We start from the raw sequence: 26,046 nt of genomic DNA, 5'->3' as shown, positions 1-26,046 counted from the left end.
CCAACATCTCCACTCCAGTTAGCTCTCATGCCTTGCGGAAGTGCTGATGATCCCGGGCACTCGAGGGGCCACATCCTGGACCGCGCGGGCTATTTCCCGCTCTGAGAGCCTCCCGGCCTCGGCCAGTCGATGAATGCTGCGGATCATGGCGCCGGACTCCCGGCGGAATTCATCCTCGCTCACTCGCGTTTCTGGCCCAATCTCCAGGCTGATCAGTACCAGCGCAACCGCAAGAGCAACTAGAGTAATGGCTGCCAGTTTCACCATGACCGAGACTCTCCGACCCCTGCGCCCGGTCATGCTCTTTGCCGGCGTCACCTTCGCCTCGCCTCCTCCTCTGGACCCGGTCAGTCCTCGGCGAACTTGTAGCACACGCCCCACACTGTCCCGATGAAACCGCGGTCACGTGGACTCTCTCCCAGCTTGTTCCTGAGGTTCTTTATGTGGGCAATCACCGTGTTGGCGGCGCCGATGTACTCGTCCTTCCACACGTTTCGGTAGATCTGCTCAAGCGTGCAGACTCGACCGGGGCTCTCCGAGAGTAAGAGGAGGATGTCGAACTCGGTCTTCGTCAGTTCGACTGGGTTCGCCCGCAGGGTCACACGGCGCGCCCCAGAGTCGATTACGAGGTCGCCGAAGTCCCTCACTCCAGAGGAGGTTCGGCTGCGGGCCGCGTCCCGGCTGGACCTCCCGGCATCGCCTGGGTCAGATGGGCTATCCAAGTCTTGTCCCGGTGGATGGGTCGCCGCTCCCCGCCCGGCGCCGCTTCTGTATCGCCGAAGGTGGGCTCTTACTCTCGCCGCCGAGTTCGCCCGGAGAGAAGGATTTGGTGATATAGTCGTCCGCCCCGAGCCCGAATCCGATGATCTTGTCAGGCTCGTCCCCTCTCGCGCTCAGGAGGATCACGGAGATGTCCGAGCGTTTCCTTATCTCCGACGGGGTCTCGAAGCCGTCCATCCCAGGCATCATTATGTCGAGGACGACTAGTGAGAAATCGCCATGCCCGACGGCTTGGATCGCCTCTTCGCCGCAGCCTGCCGTGGCTACGTCGTAGCCTTGTTTCCGTAGGTTCAAGGCGACCAGGTCCGCGATGGGGGGGTCGTCATCCACAACAAGGATCTTCTCGAAGGCCAACCGCGCCGACCCCCCCAATATGCGAGCAGCCTGTTTCATCTTCGCCTGAGCCGCGGGAAGTCCTCGGGGACACGATTCTGGGCTGCACGGAAACCCACTGGCATGTGGCCCTGAGCCGTGGAAAACCCTCCGCACGGCGGCCTTGACTCCCACAAACACCTAGTCCCCCGCTTGCTTGGGAGATCGGTAATTAGACTGACCTCGCATGACCTGGTAGCTCTGGCTCCGAAGGTCCTTGCGCGTCTCTGCCACAAGAGAGTCATCGGCATCTTTCAAGCGTCCCATGTCCAACTGGCGAAGAGTGGCGATCTCTTCATGCAGCGCTTCATCGTCCGCCCGCTCGGCTTGCGCCAGGCTCTCCAGAACCGACAGGCGTTCTTCCACAATATTCTGGGCTTGGGAGTAGTCGCCCCGATCCATCGCTTCAGCGATCCTGTCCTTGGCTGTGGCGGTCCTTGTAAGTTCGACGACCTTGATCACTTCAAAATCGGGTTCATGGGGCTCGCTTACGTCCGCTGTCGCAACAAGCTTCGCGGTGATCTCCAGACTGGTGTGAGCAAGGGTCCGGCATGCGTCTGCATACGACAGACTCAAGCGCAGCAGAGGGTGTTCCCCCCCGGGCAGCGCGGGATACGAGAGTTCCACAACCAAGCGTTTTTCCTCATCGCGGAACATGTCGGGCAGGGAGAGGGACGCGCCGTTATCTGTGAACGACGGCTCGTAGCCGTACACCATGGTGACCCGGCAGCCCGAAAGCCCGTCCACCTTCAAGGCGATGCCCTGCGCAACCACTGACAGCAGCCCTTTGAGTTCGGCTGCGAAAACATTGGGGATCTGCTCAGCGCTCTTCACATAGTAGTAGGACCCATTGCCCGCGTCAGCGAGGGCAATGAGGAGGTCCTCGTTGAAATGGAGGCCGACCCCTATGGTGGAGAGCGACACGTTCTTTTCGAGCAGCGCACGGGCTTTTGCGGATAGAGTCGCGGGATCCGTTATCCCTACGTTCGCCATCCCGTCGGTGAGTAACAGAACCCGATTGACCTGCCCCTGCCTGCATTCCTTCAGCGCCTCTTCATAGCCCCGAAGCAGTCCGCCTGAGAGATTGGTGCTCCAGCCCTCTTCAATCGAGTGGATCGCGGCTTTCAGGAGATCTTTGTTGACCACGCGCTGAGCCGGGAAGACCGTGTCCACATAGTGGTCGAACACGGTCACCGACATGAAGTCGTCCGCTCCAACCTGTTCCACCAGGAACTTAGCCGCCTGTTTCACCTGTTCAAGCGGTTGCCCGGCCATCGAACTGCTTCGATCGAGCACCACATTGATATTGACCGGCAGCCGCTTCACCTTGGCCTCGCCACCGGACCCCGCAATCGCCGCCTTGTCGGCGGACAAGGTGACCAACGCCCAAAGCCTCCCGGGCCTGCCCACTGGGAGCATTCCATGTGACAGCTTGACCTGCGCCCGAATCGAACTCACGTCACTGCCAGCGGTTTCGCTACTCAACTCAAGCCCTCCGTTTCGAAATAGGTCTGATTGCCTCAGACTACTCAATACTCATCCCGCGGAGTTTCACCTTCCCTTTATGGGGCCAGCAACCTGTCTGCTTCTGGCATGAGACTCGAGAGATCCTGTGATGTGGGCCTGTGGGACGTCCGAGAACCAGGGGAAGCTGGATGAACTTCCGCTGTCATACACCGCCCAACTCTGTGGCTACCTCTTTCGGATGATATCTCGGAGTGGCAGCCGATGGTATAATGAGGATTACCGAGATGAGGAAGGTCGGGGCACTTCTGTGCACTACCGTCGTTCCGGGGCACGGCGATTTCACCGGTCCGGACATCGCTGACGCTGACCGGGCGGTGGCCGCCGCAACAATCCAGCGCGCGCTGGACGCGGTGACGTTAAGGAGCCCGAGCTCGGACAGAATCGTTGCGAGGGTGTACGGCCTGGCGCGAGCAGCCAGTTCCGAGCCCGGGCACATATTACCTATGCCATGTGGGGGTTCTGGCCTGGCTTGGCTGCCTGTTCGAACCGAGCATTGGCAAGACCGCGATGTCGGGCAACCGGGTGGCGTGGGCGTGGATCAAGGAGTGAGGTGGTATCATCGGAAGGATCAGTGGCCGAGTCGGAGGGCTGATTGGGGGCTTCACCGTGGATGTCTCGACTTCCGCGTCCTACATCAGGGGGCGCATAGGTGGGCTCATACGCGGCGCCGACGTTGACCTTTCGGTCGACCAAAGGTCAGGCCGGGTGACGGGCAGGATCGGCGGCGGCATCATAGGGAAAGACGCCGAGTTCCAGTATACCGAGGATTCCCTTTCCGGGCGCCTCGGAGGCGGCATCGCCGGCAGAGACATCGCTCTCCACGGCGCCCAACACATACAGGGCAGGGTTGGGGGAGACGTAATTGGATTCGACTGCGACCTTATAGTATCCGGGGGCCGGGTGGAGGGGCGCCTCGGCGGAGCCATAGTCGGAAAATCCGTATCTGCCACGGCAGCAGACGATCTTCCTCCTATCCTATCCGCGGCGGTCGTCGCTCTCACTTATTATTACTATCTTGTCACCCGTAAACACAGCTCATCGGGCGGCCAGTCCGGGGGCAGGTAATTGCCGCTGGGGGGCCGGGCCGACGCACCCTGTCGAGGATCCCATTTCCCAGGGTGCCGAAAGGAATGGTCGAACCCCGGTCGAATACTCACCGCCAAGAGGTGATCCTATGGCTGATCACGCGTCCTTCGAAGAGCTACAGGCCTGGATGTTCGACCTTTACGCGGCGAAGGATTTCGCCGGCGCGCTCGAAATCGCCGAGTCGGCGGCTCGATCCTACCCCGACCGGACTACCAAGACAGCGTATTGGAGGGCATGCCTTCTCAGCCTCATGGGGCGGCCTGAAGAGGCTGTGTCCTCCCTAGCCCAGGGTTTAGCCCATGGCGCGTGGTGGGCAGAGTCTACGCTTCTCCAAGAGCCGGACCTCGAGGCGGCGCGAGCTCTGCCCCGGATGGCGAAGGTCCTGGCGGAAAGCGGCAGGCGCTGGCAGGAGGCGCAGGCAAACGCAAGGCTTGAAGTATTCACTCTTGACCCTCCAGACCAGCTTATCGCCGCTCACGGGCGCGATGGCGCGACCGAGCAAGGCGTCCCTCCGCTGATGCTCGCGTTTCACTGGCGCGGTGGATCCGGACCCGAGTTCATCGAGCGCTTCAGACCTGCAGCGGAGGACCTTGGGTTTCTTCTGGCTTCGGCGCAGTCTTCCCAGTTATATGCAAGAGGCGAATACTGCTGGGACGACCAGGTCAAAGGGGAGGCAGAAGCAGTGCAGGCCTTCGTCGAACTCCGCGCGTCGCGCCGATTCGACACTGGCCGGGTGGTGCTTGCAGGCGCATCTCAGGGCGGAAGGCTTGCGATAGCCCTGTCGCTCGCGGGAGGCGCCCGGGAATCGTATGTGCCCGGACGGGTGTCCCTGCCTTCACGCGGATTCATCGCTATCGTCCCTGCGGTTCGCAGCGCGGAGATGTTCGCCCCCTGCATAAGGTCGGCGGCTGAACGTGGCGTTAGGGGATACATAATCACTGGCGAGCGGGACCAATTCCTTGCCGAGACGTCGGAACTTCAGTACGCCCTGGACAACAACGGCGTGCCTTGCCGCATGGAAGTTGTAGAGAGCATGGCGCATACGTTCCCCAAGGACTTCCCCGAGCGCCTGACGAGGGCGGTCCGTTTCGTGATGGGCCAGGATCGCCCTGAGGCTGAGGAAATGGGGCCTTCTTCGATGCCCGAGTAGAGGGTTACGAGGAGCACATGAAACGCTCATGGGCTGAGGAGAAGGAGTCCGGACGTCATGAGACTACGGGTTTCGAGGAGTTCTACACCCGCATCGTCCCCGCGGCGATAGACCCCACGGACGAACCGATAGCAGTATGCGGCCTGGGATGCGGCACCGGTTTGGAGCTTGTCGGGGTCTTCGCCCGAGCGCCCCGCGCCCAAGTTGACGTGGTAGCTCTATCCGCTAAGATGCTGGAGCGGCTCAGAGCCTCGCATCGTGAACGCGCCGCGCAGATCCGGGCGGTACGGGGATCACACCTGACCGGGGCGTTGCCCGATGGAGCATACGATTACATTCTCGCAGTCAACACCATCCATCATCTGCTACCCTCCCGACGAGCGGGTTTGTACAGAAGGATACGACGCGCCCTCAAGCCCGGAGGCAAGTACATAGAAGCCGACTGGTTCGTCGACTCAGCCAGTGAGGCAACATATCGACAGTCGCTTGAGGAACGTGCTGCGGCCATGGGCGTCGCCGCGGAGGAGGTCGCGGGGGTCTATCACATAGACGTGCCCGCGAGCGTAGAGACGGCCGTGAGCCTCATGCGCGAGTCGGGGTTCAGCGAGGTGGACGTGGAGTGGAGAGAATGTGAGAATGCTGTTATAGTAGCACAAGTGTGTGCCGATGCGCCGTAAGGAACTGCCCGGCAGCCGGTTCTCTGAGCGCCGCGATCCCTAGCTGGCCCATTCCTGGCAGCCAAGCGCCACGAAATCGCTGTCATATGACCATATGGGCAGCTTGAGCTCTGCGGCCAAAACGGCGCTAGTGCAGTCGGTGAGTGACAGCTTGAGGCCAGGGTGCCTCGTGAACAGGTCCCAGGCCTTTTTTTCGACGGCTTCAGTGACCCACGCCAGATGCAGTCGATTATGCTCCTGCGACTGGGTAATAGTGTCGTGGAACGACACCGCAGCTGTGTGGCTGGCGTGCATGCGCAGCCAGGTCACAGTCTCGTCGATGATATAGTTCGACGTGACGACCAACGCGTTGCCTGCCAGAAGGTCAGCAAATACTCCCTTTGCATGAGCATGATGGGCGTCTGAAGGAACCAGCACCGCTATCCACGCACTCGTATCAACCAGCACTTTCACCTCGCGCACCCCTTGGGACCCTCGGGCGGCCTCGTATACGACCTGTAGAGATCGCGGTCGTGCTCCCGGCTGCCGTCGGTCGCTTTGCAGTCGACGTCCAGAGCTAGCAACTTCGCCAGCGGGTTGTCGCACTGATCGGCCTCCTTGGCAGCCTTCGCCACGTACTCGGCCAAGGCCTCCCTGATAACGAACGACTCCGAATTCCCGGTCGCCAATGCAAGTCTCTTGAGGTGTTCATCAAGTTCAGGGGTGAGGTAGATTTGCTTGCGTGTCAGATGCACACCATTCGCCTCCCGCCATGATGTCGTACGTATCATAACATCATGGGGCGATGGCGTCAACATCACTCGTGCAACGGCTCCATTCCCACGAGGACAGTCCGAGACTCAACTGGCCGGTACCGATACAATGCTCTGACTGTCACGTGTCGACACACGCGCCGCAACTAAATACCTCCCGCTACCCTACCAGACTCCCGGCAGCAAGCGATACCGGACGCGTTCGGAATAGATCCGATACCCCGCAAGATCCCTCAGTAGAGTCCGGTCTTCAAGCACTGTCCTGACGACTATCACACATACTGTAGCTGCGGCGGGAACCAGCGCCCATGCCGAGCGAAGCATCAAAGGCGCACCGAGCGTGGCAAGAATCACTCCCGCATATCCTGGGTGTCGGACTAGGGCGTAGGGGCCGGAGGTGACGACGGCGTGTCCCCGTTCCGTCTGGATTCGGACCACTCCCGAGAAGAACCTGTTTGAGGCCATTGCCCAGAGGGTGACGACATAACCGAGAAGTACCGCCACTGCGCCCATCCCCTGGATTCCAGGTGAAATCCGGGGCTGCCAGCGGAACCGCAGATTCAGGCCAGCTACGACTGAGATTGCGACCGGGCCCAGCCTCGCCATGATGATTGCCAGCAGAACATCCAGCGCCTGGACCCCGCGCCCGATTTCGGCGCGCTCTGCAAGCAACTCAGGATCCACAACCAGGGCACTTGCAGCTATTCCGATGAAGGATAATCCAACGTATGCCCACCCCATGACCCAGTCCAGCCGGCCTGCCGACACAAACAGGAGCAAGCCGACGACAAGAGCGGACGCAATCGTTTTCGCCATGCCACGCAATGCCCGCTCTCTGACATCCCCGAGCGTGCGCTGATTCACAAGGCCCTTCCTCCCCGTCCGAACGTTGGCGAGTACCCTGCCCTGTCCTGCTTGACCCACCGCGCTTGAGCGTCTCTGCCCGCTTAGGTCCTGACGCTGCGCCCAGGGCATCGCCCGGTTGCAAGGACTGACTGCTGGCACGGTTGTGAGGAGGCTTCACACCACGCGTTTGCGGAATGGCGCAAGCGACAATGCGGCTAGCTTGAAACTCTGCACGGCGAAGGGTATCCCGATGATGGTCGCCGCAAAAGCAATCCCCATGGCAACATGTGCAACAGCAAGAACCCATCCGATGAGAACAATCCACACTATGTTGCCAAGAACGCTCATGGCGGCTCCGCCGCCGTCGCCTATTACCCTCCTGCCGAAAGGAGTCAGCTGAAGTCCGGCTATCTTGAAACACTGAATCCCGAATGGGATGCCCACAATCGTAATGCAGAGAAGCATCCCTGCAATGCACCACAGAATGGCGCCGGCGAAGCCACCGGTAACCAACCAGATGATATTGCCGATGGTCGACATGACAACGCCCCTAACTCGACTGGTCTGAGGATTGCTCTGCATCGGAGGAAAGGCGGCCCGAATCGGTCGCCGCTATCATTATACAGGACAATCTCAGGTTATGCGTTGTTGTCAGAAATCCTGTCATTCGCACAAGTTCCCCTGCCCAGTACGTAGTACCTTAAGACAACTTCTCGACGGAATGCGGCGCCTGGGGTGTGGATCGACAACTTCTCCGTGCGTATGACAGGCCATATCCCGTTCTCTGAGAGTCTCCAGTGGACGGAGAACGGACCATTGATGCATGGTACGACCAGGACTATGGGGTCCATACCGCCAAACGATACATGGAAGAAGGCATCCATGAGGTCATCGTCCATTTCTACGAGCACCTCTGAGAGGCATGGATCGACATGTCCTGGACCAAGCTGTAGGGCGGGGCGGGGGTGGCGCATGTGGGCCCCGGGTCCGGCATTATTTGGCCCATCCGCTTTGGGGACGCCGCCGTCGAGTCTCAGGGCTTTGAAGGGGGCAGTCTCCCACTTGCCGGACCCTCCTGTTCCCTATCTGCGGAAAGCACTCTACGTCTACGACGGGGGCGTTCGATAGTCGTCATCAGACGGCGCAGCTACCCCGTTCATGGTCTCAGGCTTGCGGTCCACGCATCTCGGCATCTCGGGGTCATTTTGAGTCCGTATGAACCTCCTTGGAAGCCGCACACGTTGGCTGGTCACCGTGTTGATCCAACCTGCTCCAGCCAACACCAAAGGCAAGACATATCATTGAGAGAACAAGCTGGTTCAAGCTGGCACCCTCGCGCTCAGACTGCTTGCTCAAAGCTCTGTGCAGAGACTTAGGCCGCCTCAGCGTGAACTTGCCGCTGTACTCAGTGTCCTCGTGATGCCTGGGGCCAGGAGGCGTATCTCTGTCTTCGTTTGCCGCAGCGAGCCAGCATTCTGTGGCTTCTCTCGCGTTGTTTAAGGCGTCTCCGGGGGTTTCACCATCAGACACACATCCGGGCAGTTCAAGCACCTCGGCCAACCAGCCGCCCTCATCCGCCTCGGTGATCCGGGCCAGCCGCACGCTGTAGCCAAACAGGTGATCCCTCCCACTGGCCGTCATCACGCGCAGCCTCCTCTATCTCCTCTTATAGCATCAAGGCCAAACCTCACATATGGAGCCTTCATAGGGTGGCTATCAACGATGGTAACCATGAAGCGCAGTGGCCCACTTCATCCAACCGAGCTTGGAGCAACAACTCCTCAATTTGACGCGCCGCGAGCTTCGTCGCGACCTCGATGTCATGAAACGTAACCCTGTGGCGGCCATCTGTGCCTTCCTCAAATAACCTATCGGCTATCTGCGCTAGTGCTGCGATAATAGTACTGCTGTTCATCTGTATCCTCCTCGACAGGCCAGCTCAGGGCTTTTTCGACGAGGATATCACTTTTGTGCCCGCGGTCGCGCATGCGCAGATCTACCTTGGCTTCTAGTCGTCGTTCCCTACGATAATTGCACGCACCCGGGGCTGGCGGCATAACGATCAGGAAGACGACGTTTTCTCAGAGGGCTCAAACCCCCGCAAGAGCGACAGCCTCAGAGTTGGTTGAAACACACGCTCTGGAATGCATATTGATGCGCATTAATAGTATCTTTATCATTGACACCGTCCTCTTCTCGGGGTAAACTAGGTCACAATAGGGTTGTTTACGCGATGCACCATGCATCAATATACGGCAGCGATTGTCGTTGGTCGGCCAGGAGAGCCGGACGACGGATACCCGGGAGGTCATATGATGCAGGCGGTTTTAGCGCTCGAAGACGGCTCGATCTACCGCGGACGCGCGATCGGGGCGCCTGGGGAGAGCTGGGGAGAAGTAGTGTTCAACACCGGCATGACTGGGTATGAGTGTGTGCTGACGGACCCCTCCTACTGCGGGCAGATCGTAGTGATGACATCTCCGCTCATCGGGAACTACGGCATCTGCGATGCGGATTTCGAATCGAACAGAGCATATGTTCGTGGTTTCGTAGTTCGCGATGCGTGCGAGACGCCGAGCAACTGGCGGTCTGAAGGCACCCTGGATGGCTTTCTGAAAGAGCGGGGCGTCGTCGGGCTGACCGGTGTAGACACCCGGGCCATCACGAGACGGCTTCGCACCAACGGCACCATGCGGGGGATCATCGCCACGGGTGACATTGCTGGGACCGCTCTGGTCGAGCAGTCACGAACCCTCCCTCACCTGAGTGAGCAGGACTTTATCCTGGAGGTTACGGGGTCACACATCCATACGTTCCCCGGCCCGGGACCCCGGATTGCAGTGATAGACCTCGGAGCCAAGGGGAATATCGCCCGGTGCTTGAATGCCAGAGGATGTGAGGTAGTTGTCTTCCCAGCCGGCACCGACAGCAGCACCATCGCCGCCTGTCGGCCGGACGGCCTAGTTCTCTCAAATGGTCCCGGGGACCCAGTGAAGGCGGCCCACGTGGCTGAGACCGCCCGGCAGTTCTTCGGTAAAATCCCCGTCATGGGCATATGCCTCGGTCATCAGCTCCTCGCCCTCGCCCTGGGCGCCCGCACCTACAAGCTCAAGTTCGGACACAGAGGGGCTAACCACCCTGTGCTGGACGTCGCACGAGGCCGTGTCATAATCACCTCCCACAACCACGGGTTCTCGGTGGATGAAGAATCCCTGAAAGACGCGGGCCTGATCGTGACGTTCCGAAGCCTCAACGACGGGACGGTTGAAGGGCTGAAGCATCCCGACCTCCCGATCGTGGGAACACAATTCCACCCGGAGGCCGCGCCCGGACCCAAAGACGCCAACTACTTGTTCGACGAATACATCGCCCTTCTCAAGCAGGAGACGGAGGAAACATGCCTCGCAACAGCGATCTGAAGAAAGTAATGGTCATAGGGTCCGGCCCGATAGTCATCGGCCAGGCCGCTGAGTTCGACTACGCAGGCACCCAAGCTTGTCGCGCCCTCCACGAGGAAGGCCTTGAAGTGATCCTGGTCAACTCCAACCCGGCAACCATAATGACTGACGTTAACATGGCCGACCGCGTGTACATTGAACCCCTCACTCCGGAGCACGTAGCCCGGGTTTTGCTCAAGGAACGCCCCGACGGACTTCTTCCCACCCTGGGAGGGCAGACCGGACTGAACCTTGGTAAGGAACTCGCAGAGTCTGGGGTCCTGGAACAGGCAGGCGTGCGGCTTCTCGGCACACCTCTTTCCACCATCCAAAAAGCCGAGGACAGGGCCTTGTTCAAGGAGATGCTGCAAGGCATAGGCGAACCCGTCCCCGAAAGCACCATCGTCTCCTCTGTCGACGCGGCTCTTGAGTTCGCCGGGACCGTGGGGTACCCTGTCGTGGTCCGGCCGGCCTACACCTTGGGCGGCACCGGCGGCGGGATCGTCGGTGATGAGGCCGAGCTCAGGCACACAGCGACAAAAGGCCTCAAGATGAGCCTGATCCGCCAGGTCCTGATTGAACGGAGCGTTGCCGGGTGGAAAGAGATCGAGTTCGAGGTCATGCGGGACGCTCGGGACAACTGCATCGTCGTCTGCAGCATGGAAAACGTGGACCCTATGGGCATCCACACCGGAGACAGCATAGTGGTGGCGCCGACGCTCACCTTGAGCGACCGGGAGTTCCAGATGCTTCGGACCGCCTCTCTTCGGATCATCCGCGAACTCGGGGTGGAGGGCGGGTGCAACATTCAGTTCGCGCTCGACCCGGGCAGCTTCAACTACTACGTGATTGAAGTCAACCCCAGAGTCTCCCGGTCCTCGGCCCTGGCATCTAAGGCCACTGGTTACCCCATAGCCAAAGTCGCCTCGAAGATCGCAATCGGCCTCACCCTGGACGAGATCCAGAACAGCGTAACCGGAAAGACACTTGCGTGCGCGGAGCCAGTCGTGGACTACGTAGTAGTGAAGTTCCCTCGCTGGCCTTTCGACAAGTTCTCCACCGCAGACCGGCGCCTGGGCACACAGATGACTGCAACCGGGGAAGTGATGTCCATCGGGCGCACGTTCGAGTCCGCGCTCTTGAAAGCCGTGCGCTCCCTTGAGATCGGGCTTCCCGGCCTTGTCCCGCCCAAGGCTGCCGAGATGAACGACGAGCAGGTACGGGCGCACATTGCCGTTCCGGATGACGAGAGGATCCTCTACATAGCAGAAGGTCTGCGCCGTGGCCTCGGCATCGACGAGATCCACGAGCTGACCGGAATAGATAGGTTTTTCCTGAACAAGATCAAGAATATAACAGGTGCTGAACAGGAGCTTGCCAGGGCGGGTGCCGAGAATCTCACACCCGGTCTTCTGAGGCAGGTCAAGAAGACAGGCCTTTCGGACGCGACAATTGCCAGGACGGTCGGCAAGGATGAGGCCTGGGTGCGCGGGCACCGTTCGCGCAACGGGATCACCCCTGTGTACAAGCTGGTGGACACCTGCGCCGCGGAGTTCCAGGCAGACACACCATACTACTATTCCGACTACGAGGACGAGGACGAAGCCTCCGGAATAGATGGGCGCAAGGTGGTTGTCCTGGGCTCCGGCCCTATCAGGATCGGGCAGGGCATCGAGTTCGATTATTGCTCCGTCCACTCAGTCTGGGCCTTGCGGGAGGAGGGCATCCGGGCGATCACAGTCAACTGCAATCCAGAGACCGTGAGCACGGACTTCGACACCTCCGACCGGCTCTACTTCGAACCTCTCGTGCCAGAAGATGTCCTCAATATCCTCGAGAAGGAGCGGCCAGAAGGGGTGATCGTGCAGTTCGGCGGGCAGACTGCCATAAACCTGGCGGGGCCCGTCGCCGGCGCGGGGTTCAGAATCCTGGGCCCTCCGGTCCGCAGCATCGATTTGGCCGAGGACAGGGAGAAGTTTGACGCGTTCCTTGCTGAATTGGACATACCCCGTCCACCTGGAGGGGCGGCCATGTCCCTGGATGGGGCGATAGCAGCCGCGGACCGGGTCGGCTTCCCCGTGCTCGTCAGACCTTCGTATGTCCTGGGCGGACGCGCGATGGGAATCGTCCATGACCGGGCCGAGCTCCGCGAGTACGTCACTACCGCCATGCGGGTATCGCCCGACCACCCCGTTCTGATAGACAAATACCTGGCTGGCCTGGAGCTTGAGGTGGATGCGATAGCGGACGGGGAGACGGTGCTGATCCCCGGCATCATGGAGCACGTGGAGCGCGCCGGCGTTCATTCAGGCGACAGCATCGCAGTGTGCCCTCCCCGGAGCCTGGACCATGAGACCCAGTCCCGGGTGGTCGACTACACCTGCCGGATAGCCCGTGCGCTCGGAGTCCGCGGGATAGTCAACATTCAGTATGTCCTGAAAGATGGAGTCATCTACGTGATCGAGGTCAACCCGCGTTCGAGCCGCACCGTCCCATACTTGAGCAAGATCACCGGAGTGCCCATGGTCAACCTGGCCACAAAGGTGAGCCTGGGAAGGACACTTCGGGAGATGGGCTACCAGGGAGGATTATGGCCCGAGCCAAAGTACATCGCGGTCAAGGCGCCGGTCTTCTCCTTCGCCAAGCTCTCGAACGTGGACGTGTCACTCGGCCCGGAGATGAAATCCACAGGCGAGGTCATGGGAGTCGCGGAGGATTATCCTACCGCCCTTTACAAGGCCATCGTATCTGCCGGATACGCCCCGCCCGACTCCGGGACGGTCCTGGTTTCGGTGACCGATAGGGACAAACAAGAAGCCGTCCCTCTGATCGGAAGGCTGGCGCAACTGGGGTACGACATCGTGGCGACACAAGGAACACAGAGGGCGCTCAAAGAAGCGGGAATCAATGCCGGGTTCGCGGTGAAGATCCATGAGGGCTCGCCGAATGCCCTGGATCTTATCAGATCGAATCAGGTGCATCTCGTGATCAACACTTTCACCCGGGGAGGAGACCCCGGCCGAGACGGATTCCGAATAAGGCGGGCTGCAGCTGAGATGGGTGTCCCCTGCGTCACTTCTCTCGACACCGCGGCTGCGGTCATACAGGCTCTCGAGGCAAGAGTCGCCGGACGAGATTACGCGCTCGTGCCAGTGCAGGACTACGCGAAGCAGAGGCCGTGAGGGGGACGCGGCAGTTTGGTATGCCCCGGAAGAAGCTCAATGGGGGCAGCGGATGAACCCACTGCCCCCATCGCCATTGACTCTGCTGATACCTTCCGAGCTTAGAAGCTGTAGGTGACGCCTGCGAACAGGCCACTGAAACCCGCTCGATCATGGACGTAGTCTATGCAGCAATCTGATGCGCCATTATAGACCTCTGTCCGGTAGCCCACTTGCACAGCCAGTCCGCCTCTGAAGGAGAGGTTCAGCTTGGCCTCAAGTTCGTGCCCGATACCTACGTAGTTCTCAGTCGGCTCTTCATCTACCGACGCTGTAGTCGGATATTCTGAGTATCCCGTGAAGGTCTCCGAGTACACGTAGGGCAGAAAAGCATAGCGAACAGAGGCCGAGATGCTGTTCGTCACTGGGACGCTGGCTGCGAAACCGACCTTGAACCCGCTGCCGGTATTCTTCACTTCCCAGTCGGAGCTGTACCAAGTGTCCACATAGTTGGAGCTGAACCATGACCACCCTGCCAGGAGGTCAACGTTCTCCAAGATCCTGAAGGCACCGGATACTTTCAGATTCTGGTAGCCGTAGGTGGTTATGTCGTTATCGTCCGGCTCATCGAGAGTCACTCCGCCGAGGCTGTACTCTGCCGATAATTTCACACCTGGAACAACCTCGTAGCTCGCGGATACCGTGCCCATTGGAATCCGGCTCCCGTACCTGTCGTAGTTGTCATGGTCCGATATTTTCAGGGAACCATACTGGACACTGGCACCGACCTCGAGACCTTTTGCAAATGCGCTTGCTCCGCCCCAGACAAGCAGGAATATGACTCCAAGGACTACGACGAGACCTTTTCTCAACTGGACTCCCTCCCGTAAACAGTGTGTGATCTGGCGGAAAGCCGGAGCAAGTAATTCGTTGCCTGCTCTCACATTTCTGTTTCATTAGGCCACTCGCCGGACTCTTTCTTTCGGCTATCTCGCAAACATGGCCAACCGTCTCTGTTAACTCCCCGTTAGCGTGCCAAATCACAGGAGCCTTGCGCAGCCCGTCCGCGGCGTCGAGGAACCGGATTTTGGGCAACATAGCACAGTGGCAGGCAGGCGCAATTGCGATTCATGGGGGAGGATGAACACATGTCGTTGAGGGAGAAAGCCACCCAGGACGTGGTGGACGCCTATAGCTCGGGCACAGAGAGAGGATGGCATCAGGATAGGGTCGGGGGCGCAGAGTTCTTCTCGTCCCGACTTGAAGAGCGTGACGAGCTGGAACATAGGCTCAGCTCCCTAACCGAAGAACAGCTCGAGGTGGTGCACAATGCCGACGCGGCCCTGATCGAACATGCACGCGAGATCTCGCAGAGCCCGGTCTATGATGAGAAGCGCGCAGGTAACTTCCGAGGAAAGAATCCGCCGCCCAAGGAGTATTGGTGGTGGTGGCTTGATGAGATAGCTGAAGGTGTATACCCTTTGAACGTGCTCCCTGAGTATCTGCGGGACGAGGCCGCAAGGTTCAGGACGACGCGCGGCACGGCGAAAACCCAGGAAGGGCACGAGCTTAGACCGTAGGACGGTGGGCGCGGGATGAGCTCGGGCGCAGGCGGAACCGTCCGGGGCGGCCCAAACCCGCTGGCCCGCGCGCCGGCCTATTCGGGCGACAGCATCACAAGCTCTGTCTCCTCGTCGTAGCGGCGAACGCAGGATACGCCCTCGAACTCGGTTATGGAGCCTTCCACCGTTATGAGGCATCTGTTCCCTTCATTCGCAAGATGCCCGCCGAAGGTGTTTCCACGCTCGTCGCTGACGACGAAATGTAGGTGCGGGGCAAGGCGGCCGTCTTCAAGAAAGCAGACCATCCCGTTGACGGACAGGAGCTCAATGGGCCCTTCCCGGACAATGGGATCGCCGTACCCCGCGCCGAACTTGGAGTCCGGCAGGATGACGGGGGTGAATAGCTTGCATCCATTGAGGCTACCTACGCACGAATTCACGACTCCGCTCTTGATGCCGTGCTCCAAGCACACGCGAGTCAGCCCTTCCATGAGGTCAACGCCTGGCCCGAGCCGAAAGACTACGGTCTTGCCCCGCTTGCCGCTCTTGCTCTGAACTCGGTCCTGCACCCGATACCCTCCTTCCTCATGGCGCCCACCCGGGAATGTCAACAGGGATGGGCGGGCCAAGGCAGACTCTGCCGGGAGTTACGTGACATATGTGGGCGCGGACCCCCACCCCCGCCGCGGCTGTGAGGTAAAGGGCTTCCGCGAACTCAGGGTCTGTGCGAACGTTAGGCGCGCATTCCCTGGCATCATCTCGCTGAACCAGGAACAGTACTTCCGCCCTGAGTCCCGAACGGGACGCCGAAGCGAGTTCTCCGAGGTGCCTAGCGCCTCGCGTGGTGGGGGCGTCTGGGAACAGGGCCCGGCCATCTTCGACTAGGGTTACCGATTTCACTTCCAACAGGCAGTCAGGCAACTGGTCCCCTGAGAGTCGGAAGTCTATTCTGCTCTTGCCGTACCGCCATTCCCTGGCAATTTCGCGGTACTCTTGCAGCCCCTCGAAGGCCCCTTCGCGAAGCCCGAGGAGCGCGAGTCTGTTGGGAACCTGCGTATCCACGGAGACGATTGTTTGGCCGGACTCCACGGCCACCATGTCGAATTGGGTCTTCCGGCGGCTCTGAGCGCCCTCCGGCGCCGGAGAAACCCACGCCCGCCGCCCGGGCACCAACAACTCCTCAAGGCGGCCCGGATCCGCTATGTGGGCCTCTATCTCGACACCATCGACCGATACTACGCCCAGGAACCGGTTGGGCCTGGCCACAAAGAGGCCCGCCAAAGGAGGCTCGGCCCTCTCTACACAGATACGCCCCCCGCCCGTCGCTTCCATTCTAAAGCTTTGCGAACTCATCGGAAATGAAGAACCCAACCAGGTCGTTGAACTTGCCTCGGTAATCAGGCTTGAAGCCCAGCGCGCCGCTTCCCATCAGGCAATCCTCGACGAGATAGGTCTTGATGCCTAGTTCCCCGGCGGCAAGGTCCTCGTCGACGTCGTTTCCCACCATGATACACTCTTCGGGCTTCCGCCCGATCATCGACAGCACCTCTTCGTAGTACTCGGGGTTGGGTTTACAGAAATGGCAGTCTTCATACACAGTTACCAGCCTGAATGGGAGGTCTCCAATTCCGCCCCATCGCAAGCGCTCCTCCGTGGCTACCCGCGGAAACACCGGGTTCGTAGCGATTACGACCTCATATCCCCGGCGGAAGAGGTCCTCCAACACGGGCCTGGCGGCAGGCAACGGCCTTATGCCGAGCGTGCCGGCGAGATTCGGGAAGTCTTCGCGGTAGAATGAATCTATGACCGGCATCAGGACATCTTGAGGAAGGTCCATCTTGGAGAAGAAGTCTTCCATGAAGACTTCCTGGTTCGTCCGGTTTGGGTCCAGGTTGGCCATCATGGCCTCCGTCGACTTCAACAGCTGCGAGACAAACCGCCTGGGATCCATCACCGGAGCAACTCGGGCGCCAACAGCTGCAAGGTAGGCCCTCATAAATCCTTCGAACTCGAAATGGATCAGAGTCCCGTCCAGATCGAACATGACGGTGCGGACCACGCAATCACCTCAGCCGTGTGTTTGTCTTCTGATTTCGAATCACGCTCCCGAGTGGGGCGCGACCAACGCCGCTACTTCTTCAGGAAATCCTCTCTCTGCGGAGTGAACACGTCCACTACCACTGACCGCTCGAAGGCGGCCACGCTGTGCTCCACGCCGGACTTGGAGAAGAAGCTATCCCCGGCCTCGCACACGGCTTCCTTCCCGCCTACATTTACTCTGACCTTTCCGCTTACTACATAACTTGCTTGCTCATGCGGGTGAGCATGAGCGGGCACCACCGCCCCGGCATCGAAATACACTTCCACCATCATGAGCTTGCTCTCGTGCGCCATGATCCTTCGGGAAACCCCCGGGAGCATGGTGTCGACGGGTATGTCCTGCCGTTTGAAAAACACCTGCGCATCTCTCCCTTATTCCGCTCTCCGGGCACACCGGCCAGGCCTCTGTACCACAGAGGATACCACGATTCAGCCAGATCGCGGAATACCGACGCCCCGGGTTGACGCCATGTTGAGCGCTACAGCGGACGCGACGAGCGCCAACCCCACCAGGTCTGTCCTGAGGCCGGGCCTAATGAGCAGGAGCGCGGCTGTTCCCAGCAACACTCTGGGTAGTGTATACCACTTGCACATTAGAAACCCTTCCACCGCCGCGACGAGGCAGCTCACCCCGAAGAGAGCAGTCAAGACCGCTGCCGCCACCGCGGACACATCGCCCTGCATGATTAGCGCAGGGGCAGTGGCGAACATGAACGGGATGATGTATGCGGAAAGGCCCAGCCGGAACGCTGTGAAGCCCGTCCGGTTGGGGTCCGCCCCGGCAATGCCAGCACCCGCGTAGGCCGTGATGGCCACGGGCGGGGTCAGGGCGGCGACAGAAGCGAAGATGAAGATGAACAGGTGAACCGCGATGGGCATCAGGCCCATGGATTGCAGGGGTTGTGCCAGTATTGCCACGACGATGATGTATACTGCTGTGGGAGGCATGGCGCAGCCCAGGATCAAGGTGGCAAGGGCTGTGAACGACAGTGCAAGCATGACATTGCCCCGGGACAACTCCATGAGACTGCTGGAGATCTTGGGACCCAGGCCGGTGATGGATATGGAGCCGACGATTATGCCCGCCGCGGCGCACGCGGCCGCGATCGGGACGACCTCCCGAGAGCCGCTCTCCAATGCCTTCAGGAAGGCGGACAGGTTGGGCCTGGTGTTGGCCTTCAAGAACGCCACTGCGATTGTGAGGATGCTCGCCCAGAATGCGGCCTTCATGGGGCTCCAACCAAGCAGGATGGCGGATATGAGGAAGATGAGAGGGATTGCCAGGTGACCCCGGTCCGCCATAGTCCGCCTTACACTCGGCAATTCGGACCCGGGAAGCCCTTTCAGCCCCCCTCGGACCGCGTGGGCGTCCACCGCAAGCATCAGGGCGTAGTAGTACAGAAACGCCGGTACCGCTGCGGCGATCGCCACCTTCGAATATGTGGTGCCCAGGTATTCAGCCATTATGAAAGCGCCCGCCCCCATGACCGGAGGAGTGAACATCCCGCCGGTGGACGCAACCGCCTCGACCGCCCCGGCAACCCAGGGCTTGTAGCCCACCTTTTTCATCAGTGGGATCGTGAACGTACCCGTGGTCACCACGTTCGCAACCGGAGCCCCGGAGAGCATCCCCATGAGCGCGCTTGAGATGACCGACGTCTTCGCGGGACCGCCGCGGTACCGCCCCGCCACGGCGTACGACATGTCCACAAACCACTGCCCGCCCCCGAACTTCTCCAAAAACGAGCCGAAAAGGACGAACACAACAATATAGGTAGACGAGATGCCAAGGGGGATCCCGAAGATGCCCTCTGTAGTGAAGCACAGGAACGAGATCATCCTGGAGAAGGAGATCCCCCTGTGGCCGAGCCACCCCGGGAAGTAGGGGCCGTACAGGGCGTAGGCGAGGAAGACCGCTGCCGTCGTGGCGAGGAAGTAACCTGTGGCTCGCCTAGTGGCCTCGAAGACCACGAGCACGGCCGCGATGCCCACTATGATATCCATCGTCGGCGCGTCCCCAACCTTGAGCGTCCGACTCGACCATGTAAGGAGTATGTACAACCCCGTGACCACGGCGAGCAGAAGCCACATACCGTCCCAGGCCGCTGAGAGCCCAGTCTCCCGGCCCCGAGGCCTCGTCCGGTATGTGAGGAACAGCGCCGAGGACATGAAAGTCCAGTGGAGCGCCCGCTGGGTCGTGGCTGAGAACTGCCCGAACCCCGCCGTGTAGAAGAAGATCAGCGAACTCGCCACGAGGACGGCCCGTAGAACCGCATCCTGAAGGCCCCTGCTTCCCGAGGTGCTCATCCTACTTCAGCACTCCCTTTTCGCGGAAGTACCTTTCCGCACCTGGATGCAATGGTATTGGAACAGCACGGACCGCTTTCTCTAGGGTGAGGCCCCTCGCCGACGGGTGCGAGTTCTTCACGGCGTCAATGTTCTCGAACAGGATCCTCGTCATCTCATACACCTGATCATCACTGAAGTCGCGCCGGACGATTACCATGTTTGTAGTGTAGATGGTATAGACGTCCCGGGCCGTTCCGTACATGGCCGCCGGAAGCTTGATGTCACCGTAGTAAGGGAAGTCAGTGATCAGTTTACGCACGATCTGATCCTCGATGGACAGCACCTGGAACGGCTTCTTGGCCGCCGCGAGCTGGTTGATGGCCGGGGCGGGCGCAGCAGACTGGACTATCACCGCATCCACCTGCCCGTCGCCCAGTGCGGTGCAGCCTTCCTCGTAGGAGATGTAAGTCGCCTTGATGTCGGAGAGAGTCAGGCCGTAACAAGCCAGGACGTCGACCATGACGTTGATGGCCCCGCCGCCTGCAGGCCCCATCACGACCCTCTTGCCTTTGAGATCTGCAATGGACTTGATGTCCGGAGTCTGCCGCGCAACCACGTGGAAGACACCCTCAGACAGACCGGAGAAGAGGGTCGCAACGTTCGTGTGCTTCTTGTCGAACGGAGCCGTCCCGTGCATCCCGGCGTACGCCATCGGGCTCTGGGTGATCGCGAGATCGAGAGACCTGTCTGAGACGAGCTTGACGTTCTCGACAGCACCCCCAGTGACCTGCGCCGTTACGTTAGTGCCAGAAATCTGCTTGGTCAAGAGGTCGGCCATGGCCACACCGATCGGATAGTAAGCACCGCCGATCCCGGCTGTTCCTATTGTCAGAAACCTGGGCATCTGAACCTTCGCCGCAACCGGGCCGACGACAACCGCCATGAGCACGAGCACCGAAAGGAGAGCTGCCGCCCTTGAGGACCGGAAAGCCTTCTTCATTTGGCACACCTCCGCATGGAATAGCTATGTAGCGGCTTCGAACCTATTTAATCAGTCCGACTTCCCGAAGCGCCTGAGTCACCCGGGATTTCTCCTCATCGTCTAAGGGCATGACCGGCGGGCGCATGTATGCGGCATCGAAGATCCCCATCTGGAAGAGCGCCTCTTTCAGCCTGGCGTGTGCCTCACCTGACGGCTCGCCCATGCCGTATATGGCCTTCTTCATCGGGAAGACCTTCTCCTCGAGCCGGACTGCTTCCTTCATGTCCTGCTTCTCCACCGCACGCCACAAGGCCACAATGAGCTCGGGCACGCACCCGGCGAATCCGACCAGCGCCCCGTCCGCCCCAAGGATCAATGTTGGGAGCAGGTACTCATCGTGGCAGGACAGAAGCGCAATGTGGGGTGCGTTCTTCTTCAACACCAGCACGTCATTCTCGTACTTGGCCATGTCTCGGGTTCCCATCTTGACCGCTACCACGTTTGGGATCTTGGCCATTTCGAGCAGGGTCTCCACGGGATAGAAGGCCTTGCACCATGCAGGGTACAGGTGCACAATGATCTTGATGTCGATGGCCGACGCTACGTCGCTGAAGAACTTGACCGGCGCGGCCTTCTTCATGCCGAACCTGAGCCAGAGATGGGGCGGCATGAGCAGGATCCCCGCCGCGCCCGCCTCCTGCGCCGCGAGGGCGTCCTCGATGGCTCCAGCTGTGCTCTCGCTCGATACCCCGGAGACGATTGAGAGCTTGCCTTCCACCTCCTCCACAGCGATCTGGGCAAGCCGTTTCCTCTCTTCCCGACTCATGCAGGTAATCTCGCCGGTGTGTCCGTTTACCACTAGCCCCTTGAGACCGTCAATCCCCGCGAGCCACCGAACATACCGCCTGAACCCCGGCTCGTCGATGGACAAATCCGACTTAAGCGGGACTGCTATCGCGGGAAACACACCTGACCATTCTTGCTTTCCCATTGCACATCTCCTTTCTGAACTGACGGAATCGCTTTTATCTACCCGGACTCGGACCCGTGGAAGCCCGCTCCACCAGGACCGGATCCAAAAGAACCGATCTCTCGGGGAGGGACTCCCCATGCATGGCCTGGTTCACAAGGTCAACCGCTCGCGCTCCCATGTCGTAGAGGGGTATGGCAGCGGTTGTCAGCGCGGGCGAGGAGTACTCAGCAAACGGAAGGTTCCCCATGCCGGCCACTGACACGTCCTCGGGGACCCGCATCCCCCTCTCCTTCAGAGCCTGCAGGCAACCAAGGGCCATGCTATCGTTGGATACGCAGACAGCCGTGAACCTAGCCCCGGCCTCAACAAGGCTCACAGCCGCGCGGTAACCCCCGTCCCAGATGAACGACTCCCATCTGACAAGATGCGGCGACTCCGGTATCCCCGCATCCCTGAGTGCATCCCTGTACCCCAGGTACCGCTCGTAGCTGGTCACCACGTCTTCAGGTCCCCCGATGAACGCCACCTCCGCATGGCCCAAGCCCAGGAGGTGTTCTGTCAGCATCCGCCCGAGGCGCCTGTTGTCGACCATGACCCCTGGAAGATCAATGCCCTGGGGCGCCAAAGCCACAAGAGGTCGACCCTTCGTCCGGAACCGCTCTGCCTGCCGGGTCAGGGCGTTCCGGAAGTCCGCCCCGCGTCTGCCCCCGCCTGCCAGGATAATCCCCCCGACCTGGTGCTCCCACAGCATCTCATGGTATTCAAGCTCAACGCGGGCATCTCGTGCGGTATTGCAGATGATGATCATGAGGCCGAGCTGGTTTCCTCGTTCAGTGACCCCTCGGGTGATCTCGAGGAAATATGGATTGGCCATGTCGCGGACTACGAGGCCCGCCACGTCGCTTCTCTGTCTCTTCAGGTTCCTCGCAAGCATGTTCGGCTGATACTCGAGCCTCTCAGCAGCTGAGATCACCTTGCGGGCAGTCTCTGCGCTCACCGGGTATCCGCTCCCGCTGAGCACACGGGATGCCGTCGCGAGCGATACCCCGGCCGCGCGCGCCACATCCAGCAGAGACGCGCTCTTTCCTGCTGCCATGCGACTCCGCCTCCTCTGTGTCTCAGTCACCGAAAGCCGTAGTAAACGTTTTCTACGGGCCAAAAAGAAAATGCCCAGGCGGAGGAATAGTAAACGTTTTCTACGAGGCACACAGTATAGTTCTACGTCTGCGCGCAGAATCCTCCTGGCTGGGCTCGATTTTCCTCAAACGCAGCAGTGTCCGTCGCGCCAGGCTGGACCGAAGACTGTGTCGAGGTCCACCGCCCGGGCTTCCTCGACAGAGACCGTCTTGCGTGACGCGGACTTCTTGCGGGTCGCGTCTATCCCCAGCTTGGAGACGAGCAGTCCGTCCTGAGCAGTGGGATCCAGTGGGCTGCCTTTGGTCCTCTCCACCAGAAACGTGTCGGCCGGAACTCGGACGTTGGTGGCGATCGCTCGCATCACTGCCTCCTCATCGAAGACGTCTACGTCCTCATCCACCACCACCACATACCTCGCGCAGGAGTCCGCCGCGAACACGGCCATGGCAACATTCTTGGGCTCACCTTCGAACCTCTTGTCTATGGAGACGAAGCAGAAGAACCGGCAGCACCCAGAGGGCGGCATGTATACCTCCGAGAGAGTCGGGCACGCCGCACGCGCTGCTCTGAAAACCCACGAAAGCCGTGGGGTTCCGGCAAGCACCTGATGGTCAGCGTGGCCGGAAAAGATGTCAAGGAAGATAGGGTCGCGTCGCATGGTGATGGCCTTCACGGTGATGACCGGATTCGTCAGCACCTGGCCATAGGTGCCAGTGAACTCACCGAAAGGCCCCTCATGGTCAAGTTCGCCCGGGACAATTTCTCCTTCCACCAGGATCTCCGACTCGGCCGGGACTTCGAGGCCCGATTCTACGGCGCGGGCCACCGTGACGGGCTCACCCAGGTACCCTCCGGCGAGCGAGTACTCATCCGCGCCGTATGGGCCCAAGGAGACCGCGGCAAGGTAGAACGCTGGGTGATGCCCGATGGCAATCGCGATGGGCATAGGCCTTCCGAGCCGTGCGTACTCCTCGAGCAGGATCCCAGCGTGACTTGTCTCCGAGAGGTGCACCGTCATGCGCTTGTCATCCTTGATCATCAACCGGTAGATTCCAAGGTTGGTCACCCCGGTGTCCGGATGGGCGGTCACGGCGCACCCACCGGTGATGTACGGGCCGCCGTCGCCCGAGTTGTGCCATATCTGCGGAAGGACGGAGAGGGACGCGCGGGGACTCTTGAGCACTACCTCTTGGCACGGGGGGGCTTCGACTCGTTTGGGCGGGATGGCGGCAGCGTCAAGCTCGCGCAGGCGGGAGTTGAGCGCGGAAGGAGGGACCCCGAGCGCCATGGCAAGTCCCGCTCGAGACGCAAACACGTTCGCCAGCACAGGCATCTTGCTGCCGACCACTCTCTGGAAGAGGACGGCTGGGTACCGCCCCTGCTGCTCCAGCTTCTGGAGGACGGCGGTGAGACCGAACTTTGCATCAACAGGCTGCTGCGTGGCGAGAAAGGCTTTCTCACCCGCGGCCTTGAGGTCAGCAACGTAGGTTCTCAGGTTCTTGGGCATTGTCATCCCTCCGTTGCTCATGCCTATTCGGCATGGAAAGGAGGGTGTCCTGCCATCTGGGCCGGCGCAGTCTGAAGTCGCCGACCGGGTCAGCCGATAAGTGATGCTGTGGCGGTTGAATGAGTGTGGATACTCGGCCAACCGGGAGAATCGAGTACACCGGAGACGATGGAGGGGACGCTAACAATGGCCAAACGGTCTCACGCGTATTTGTCCACGAAATAGGACCACGCGCTCGTTGGCTTGTAGCCTCTGGCATTCTGAGAAACTCCCGCCTCTTCAGGGGTGACGGCTTTCACTTGACCGAGTAGGGTCGCTCGGAACTGCACCTCAGCGTTCATCTCTAGCATGAATGAGTTTACGCATGCCTCCTCCAATGTATCTCCGACGACGACCGTGCCGTGTCCCCTGAGCAGGAGGGCCTTGCCGGAACCCAAGGCCTGTGCAACCATCTTTCCCTTGTCTCCGGTGTCAATTTGACCTGGATAATCTAGCACTGGGACTCTCGGCCCGAGGGGTACCGCCCGGGCGAACACCGGGATTACGTCGACGCCGGCTACGCCGAACGGGAGCGAAGCCAAAGGGTGCGCGTGGACTACGGCACCCACGTCGGGCCGGGCGCGATAGATTTCAGAATGGATGAACCGTTCACCGGGCGGGGCGAGTCTTCCCTCCACGAGACTGCCATCGAGGTCGATGGAAACAATGTCATCCTCAGTCACCTGGTTCAGGGTCTTCCCGGACTTGTGGGCATGCCCGAGGATCAAAGCTTTGTCCCCCATTCTGACGCTCGCATGCCCGACCATGAGTGTCAGAATGCCGCCGTTGGCCAGCACTCTGATGGCCTGGACCAGTTCAGACTTGAGAGCAGTCTCCTGCAGGCCTTCGAACACTGCGGTCTCGCCTCCTCCAATCGGACGGATCTCATACTCCAGGTACTTTTAGCAGGGGCGGGCCCGGTATGTGTTGCAGCGCGCATCCGACCACCGACCCAAGGTCATCAATGCCCCTACGGTTCATGAACTCTTCGATCTCCCGAAGAATCTCCAAAGACACATCCCTCTTCCGATACACCGCGGTGGATATGCCAGCGGCGGCCGCCCCGGCCATCAGGGCTTCTATGACATCGTAGCCTCTCGAGAGACCGCCGGAGCAGATGAGAGGGGTCTTGGTGAGCTTCGCCAGGTAAGCGGCATGCAGTACTGTCGACGTCTTGACCGGGCCGGTCACCATGGGAACCACCGGAAGACCTTTCTCGAACCGGAGAAGGGTGTTCCCAGGGAACTTGGGCTTTCCGGTTTCGACATCTATGACCAGACACGGCGTGCGCCCGCCGATGAACGAGTACGCGTCTGGCCGGGCGCCTGAGTCGACTTCGTGCAGAAAGTCGGGGTTCACGAGTCTCTCCAGAGTGCACTTGGCCCAAACCGGCACAGTCACGTTCTTCTTCACTTCGGAGATGACAGAGACTGCACGGTCAGGCGTTTCAGACCAGTACTTCCCTAGCCTTTCGTACTCAGGCCCCAGATGAGGTCCGGTGGCCGGGCACACCATGTTGATCTCTATCGCATCCGCTCCGGATTCCTGGGCCGCCCGCGCGATCCGGGCCGTCTCTTCTTCGGATTGCCCTGCCACACTTGCGACAATCTTGCAGTCTTCCTCAACAGCTACAGGTTTGCACTTCGCAATGGCCTCGCAGATCTTCTCA

Annotated in this window: 28 protein-coding genes; 6 read left to right on the top strand and 22 right to left on the bottom strand. The window is 60.3% G+C overall.

What is annotated here, in order from left to right:
* Positions 1-18: 18 nt before the first annotated feature.
* The 4 genes from NUW23_08435 to NUW23_08420 form a co-directional block, all read right to left on the bottom strand.
* The gene (locus NUW23_08435; protein ID MCR4426197.1) at positions 19-318 is read right to left on the bottom strand and encodes a hypothetical protein; all 300 of its coding nucleotides are present in this window, start codon (positions 316-318) and stop codon (positions 19-21) included.
* 29 nt (positions 319-347) lie between these two features.
* Positions 348-722: a response regulator transcription factor gene (locus NUW23_08430; protein ID MCR4426196.1), complete on the bottom strand. Its 375-nt coding sequence runs from the start codon at positions 720-722 to the stop codon at positions 348-350.
* A complete protein-coding gene (locus tag NUW23_08425; protein MCR4426195.1) occupies positions 715-1,134 on the bottom strand; it encodes a response regulator in 420 nt (139 codons plus the stop codon). The genes NUW23_08430 and NUW23_08425 overlap by 8 nt, the downstream gene beginning before the upstream one ends.
* 159 nt (positions 1,135-1,293) lie before the next feature.
* On the bottom strand, positions 1,294-2,637 hold the full coding sequence (locus tag NUW23_08420; GenBank protein ID MCR4426194.1) for a VWA domain-containing protein: 1,344 nt from the start codon (positions 2,635-2,637) through the stop codon (positions 1,294-1,296).
* Between the two features lie 648 nt (positions 2,638-3,285).
* On the opposite strand from NUW23_08420, the gene NUW23_08415 reads away from it, so the two are divergent.
* The 3 genes from NUW23_08415 to NUW23_08405 all read left to right on the top strand — a co-directional run bounded on the left by NUW23_08415 (position 3,286) and on the right by NUW23_08405 (position 5,592).
* Positions 3,286-3,744, top strand: coding sequence for a hypothetical protein (locus tag NUW23_08415; protein MCR4426193.1), 459 nt, complete (start codon positions 3,286-3,288; stop codon positions 3,742-3,744).
* A gap of 109 nt (positions 3,745-3,853) precedes the next feature.
* Positions 3,854-4,915: a hypothetical protein gene (locus tag NUW23_08410; GenBank protein MCR4426192.1), complete on the top strand. Its 1,062-nt coding sequence runs from the start codon at positions 3,854-3,856 to the stop codon at positions 4,913-4,915.
* A 17-nt stretch (positions 4,916-4,932) separates the two neighbouring features.
* A complete protein-coding gene (locus NUW23_08405) occupies positions 4,933-5,592 on the top strand; it encodes a class I SAM-dependent methyltransferase (GenBank protein ID MCR4426191.1) in 660 nt (219 codons plus the stop codon).
* A gap of 39 nt (positions 5,593-5,631) precedes the next feature.
* On the opposite strand, the gene NUW23_08400 is transcribed toward NUW23_08405, so the two are convergent.
* The 6 genes from NUW23_08400 to NUW23_08375 all read right to left on the bottom strand — a co-directional run bounded on the left by NUW23_08400 (position 5,632) and on the right by NUW23_08375 (position 9,105).
* Positions 5,632-6,045, bottom strand: coding sequence for a PIN domain-containing protein (locus tag NUW23_08400; GenBank protein ID MCR4426190.1), 414 nt, complete (start codon positions 6,043-6,045; stop codon positions 5,632-5,634).
* Positions 6,042-6,326, bottom strand: coding sequence for a ribbon-helix-helix domain-containing protein (locus tag NUW23_08395; protein MCR4426189.1), 285 nt, complete (start codon positions 6,324-6,326; stop codon positions 6,042-6,044). The genes NUW23_08400 and NUW23_08395 overlap by 4 nt, the downstream gene beginning before the upstream one ends.
* Positions 6,327-6,509: 183 nt before the next feature.
* A complete protein-coding gene (locus tag NUW23_08390; protein ID MCR4426188.1) occupies positions 6,510-7,208 on the bottom strand; it encodes an isoprenylcysteine carboxylmethyltransferase family protein in 699 nt (232 codons plus the stop codon).
* 156 nt (positions 7,209-7,364) lie between these two features.
* The gene (locus NUW23_08385; protein MCR4426187.1) at positions 7,365-7,730 is read right to left on the bottom strand and encodes a YccF domain-containing protein; all 366 of its coding nucleotides are present in this window, start codon (positions 7,728-7,730) and stop codon (positions 7,365-7,367) included.
* Positions 7,731-8,390: 660 nt separating this feature from the next.
* The gene (locus NUW23_08380) at positions 8,391-8,831 is read right to left on the bottom strand and encodes a type II toxin-antitoxin system HicB family antitoxin (protein MCR4426186.1); all 441 of its coding nucleotides are present in this window, start codon (positions 8,829-8,831) and stop codon (positions 8,391-8,393) included.
* Positions 8,832-8,892: 61 nt separating this feature from the next.
* The gene (locus tag NUW23_08375; protein MCR4426185.1) at positions 8,893-9,105 is read right to left on the bottom strand and encodes a hypothetical protein; all 213 of its coding nucleotides are present in this window, start codon (positions 9,103-9,105) and stop codon (positions 8,893-8,895) included.
* Between the two features lie 400 nt (positions 9,106-9,505).
* Between NUW23_08375 and carA the strand changes: the two genes are divergently transcribed.
* Together carA and carB are read left to right on the top strand one after the other, a co-directional pair.
* Positions 9,506-10,609 carry a glutamine-hydrolyzing carbamoyl-phosphate synthase small subunit gene (carA, locus tag NUW23_08370; GenBank protein ID MCR4426184.1) on the top strand — a complete coding sequence of 368 codons (1,104 nt, stop codon included), beginning with the start codon at positions 9,506-9,508 and terminating at the stop codon, positions 10,607-10,609.
* On the top strand, positions 10,588-13,809 hold the full coding sequence (carB, locus tag NUW23_08365) for a carbamoyl-phosphate synthase large subunit (GenBank protein ID MCR4426183.1): 3,222 nt from the start codon (positions 10,588-10,590) through the stop codon (positions 13,807-13,809). The genes carA and carB overlap by 22 nt, the downstream gene beginning before the upstream one ends.
* A 101-nt stretch (positions 13,810-13,910) precedes the next feature.
* On the opposite strand, the gene NUW23_08360 is transcribed toward carB, so the two are convergent.
* Positions 13,911-14,660: a hypothetical protein gene (locus tag NUW23_08360; protein ID MCR4426182.1), complete on the bottom strand. Its 750-nt coding sequence runs from the start codon at positions 14,658-14,660 to the stop codon at positions 13,911-13,913.
* A gap of 276 nt (positions 14,661-14,936) precedes the next feature.
* Here NUW23_08360 and NUW23_08355 point away from each other — a divergent pair, with 276 nt between their 5' ends.
* The gene (locus NUW23_08355; protein MCR4426181.1) at positions 14,937-15,368 is read left to right on the top strand and encodes a hypothetical protein; all 432 of its coding nucleotides are present in this window, start codon (positions 14,937-14,939) and stop codon (positions 15,366-15,368) included.
* A gap of 77 nt (positions 15,369-15,445) precedes the next feature.
* Here NUW23_08355 and NUW23_08350 read toward each other — a convergent pair whose 3' ends face one another.
* The 11 genes from NUW23_08350 to NUW23_08300 form a co-directional block, all read right to left on the bottom strand.
* Positions 15,446-15,919: a DNA-binding protein gene (locus tag NUW23_08350; protein ID MCR4426180.1), complete on the bottom strand. Its 474-nt coding sequence runs from the start codon at positions 15,917-15,919 to the stop codon at positions 15,446-15,448.
* 16 nt (positions 15,920-15,935) lie between these two features.
* Positions 15,936-16,631, bottom strand: a complete 696-nt coding sequence (gene sfsA / locus NUW23_08345) for a DNA/RNA nuclease SfsA (GenBank protein MCR4426179.1) — start codon at positions 16,629-16,631, stop codon at positions 15,936-15,938.
* Between the two features lie 52 nt (positions 16,632-16,683).
* Positions 16,684-17,409, bottom strand: a complete 726-nt coding sequence (locus tag NUW23_08340) for an HAD family hydrolase (GenBank protein ID MCR4426178.1) — start codon at positions 17,407-17,409, stop codon at positions 16,684-16,686.
* A 71-nt stretch (positions 17,410-17,480) separates the two neighbouring features.
* Entirely contained in the window at positions 17,481-17,807 is a 327-nt protein-coding gene (locus NUW23_08335) for a cupin domain-containing protein (GenBank protein ID MCR4426177.1), read from the bottom strand.
* Between the two features lie 72 nt (positions 17,808-17,879).
* On the bottom strand, positions 17,880-19,757 hold the full coding sequence (locus NUW23_08330) for a TRAP transporter permease (protein ID MCR4426176.1): 1,878 nt from the start codon (positions 19,755-19,757) through the stop codon (positions 17,880-17,882).
* Position 19,758: 1 nt separating this feature from the next.
* The gene (locus tag NUW23_08325; GenBank protein MCR4426175.1) at positions 19,759-20,739 is read right to left on the bottom strand and encodes a TAXI family TRAP transporter solute-binding subunit; all 981 of its coding nucleotides are present in this window, start codon (positions 20,737-20,739) and stop codon (positions 19,759-19,761) included.
* Between the two features lie 43 nt (positions 20,740-20,782).
* Positions 20,783-21,712 carry a dihydrodipicolinate synthase family protein gene (locus NUW23_08320; GenBank protein MCR4426174.1) on the bottom strand — a complete coding sequence of 310 codons (930 nt, stop codon included), beginning with the start codon at positions 21,710-21,712 and terminating at the stop codon, positions 20,783-20,785.
* Positions 21,713-21,746: 34 nt separating this feature from the next.
* Positions 21,747-22,790, bottom strand: a complete 1,044-nt coding sequence (locus tag NUW23_08315; GenBank protein ID MCR4426173.1) for a LacI family transcriptional regulator — start codon at positions 22,788-22,790, stop codon at positions 21,747-21,749.
* Positions 22,791-22,955: 165 nt separating this feature from the next.
* Positions 22,956-24,338, bottom strand: coding sequence for a UbiD family decarboxylase (locus NUW23_08310; protein MCR4426172.1), 1,383 nt, complete (start codon positions 24,336-24,338; stop codon positions 22,956-22,958).
* Between the two features lie 200 nt (positions 24,339-24,538).
* Positions 24,539-25,231 carry a class II aldolase/adducin family protein gene (locus NUW23_08305; GenBank protein MCR4426171.1) on the bottom strand — a complete coding sequence of 231 codons (693 nt, stop codon included), beginning with the start codon at positions 25,229-25,231 and terminating at the stop codon, positions 24,539-24,541.
* A 31-nt stretch (positions 25,232-25,262) separates the two neighbouring features.
* A partial coding sequence (locus NUW23_08300) for a tRNA-dihydrouridine synthase (GenBank protein ID MCR4426170.1) occupies positions 25,263-26,046 on the bottom strand: 784 nt, incomplete at its 5' end.

Source organism: Bacillota bacterium (assembly GCA_024655925.1).
Classification (GTDB): domain Bacteria; phylum Bacillota; class DTU025; order DTU025; family JANLFS01; genus JANLFS01.
The sequence above is the reverse complement of the archived record's forward strand: the minus strand, read 5'-3'. Positions and strand labels throughout refer to the sequence as shown.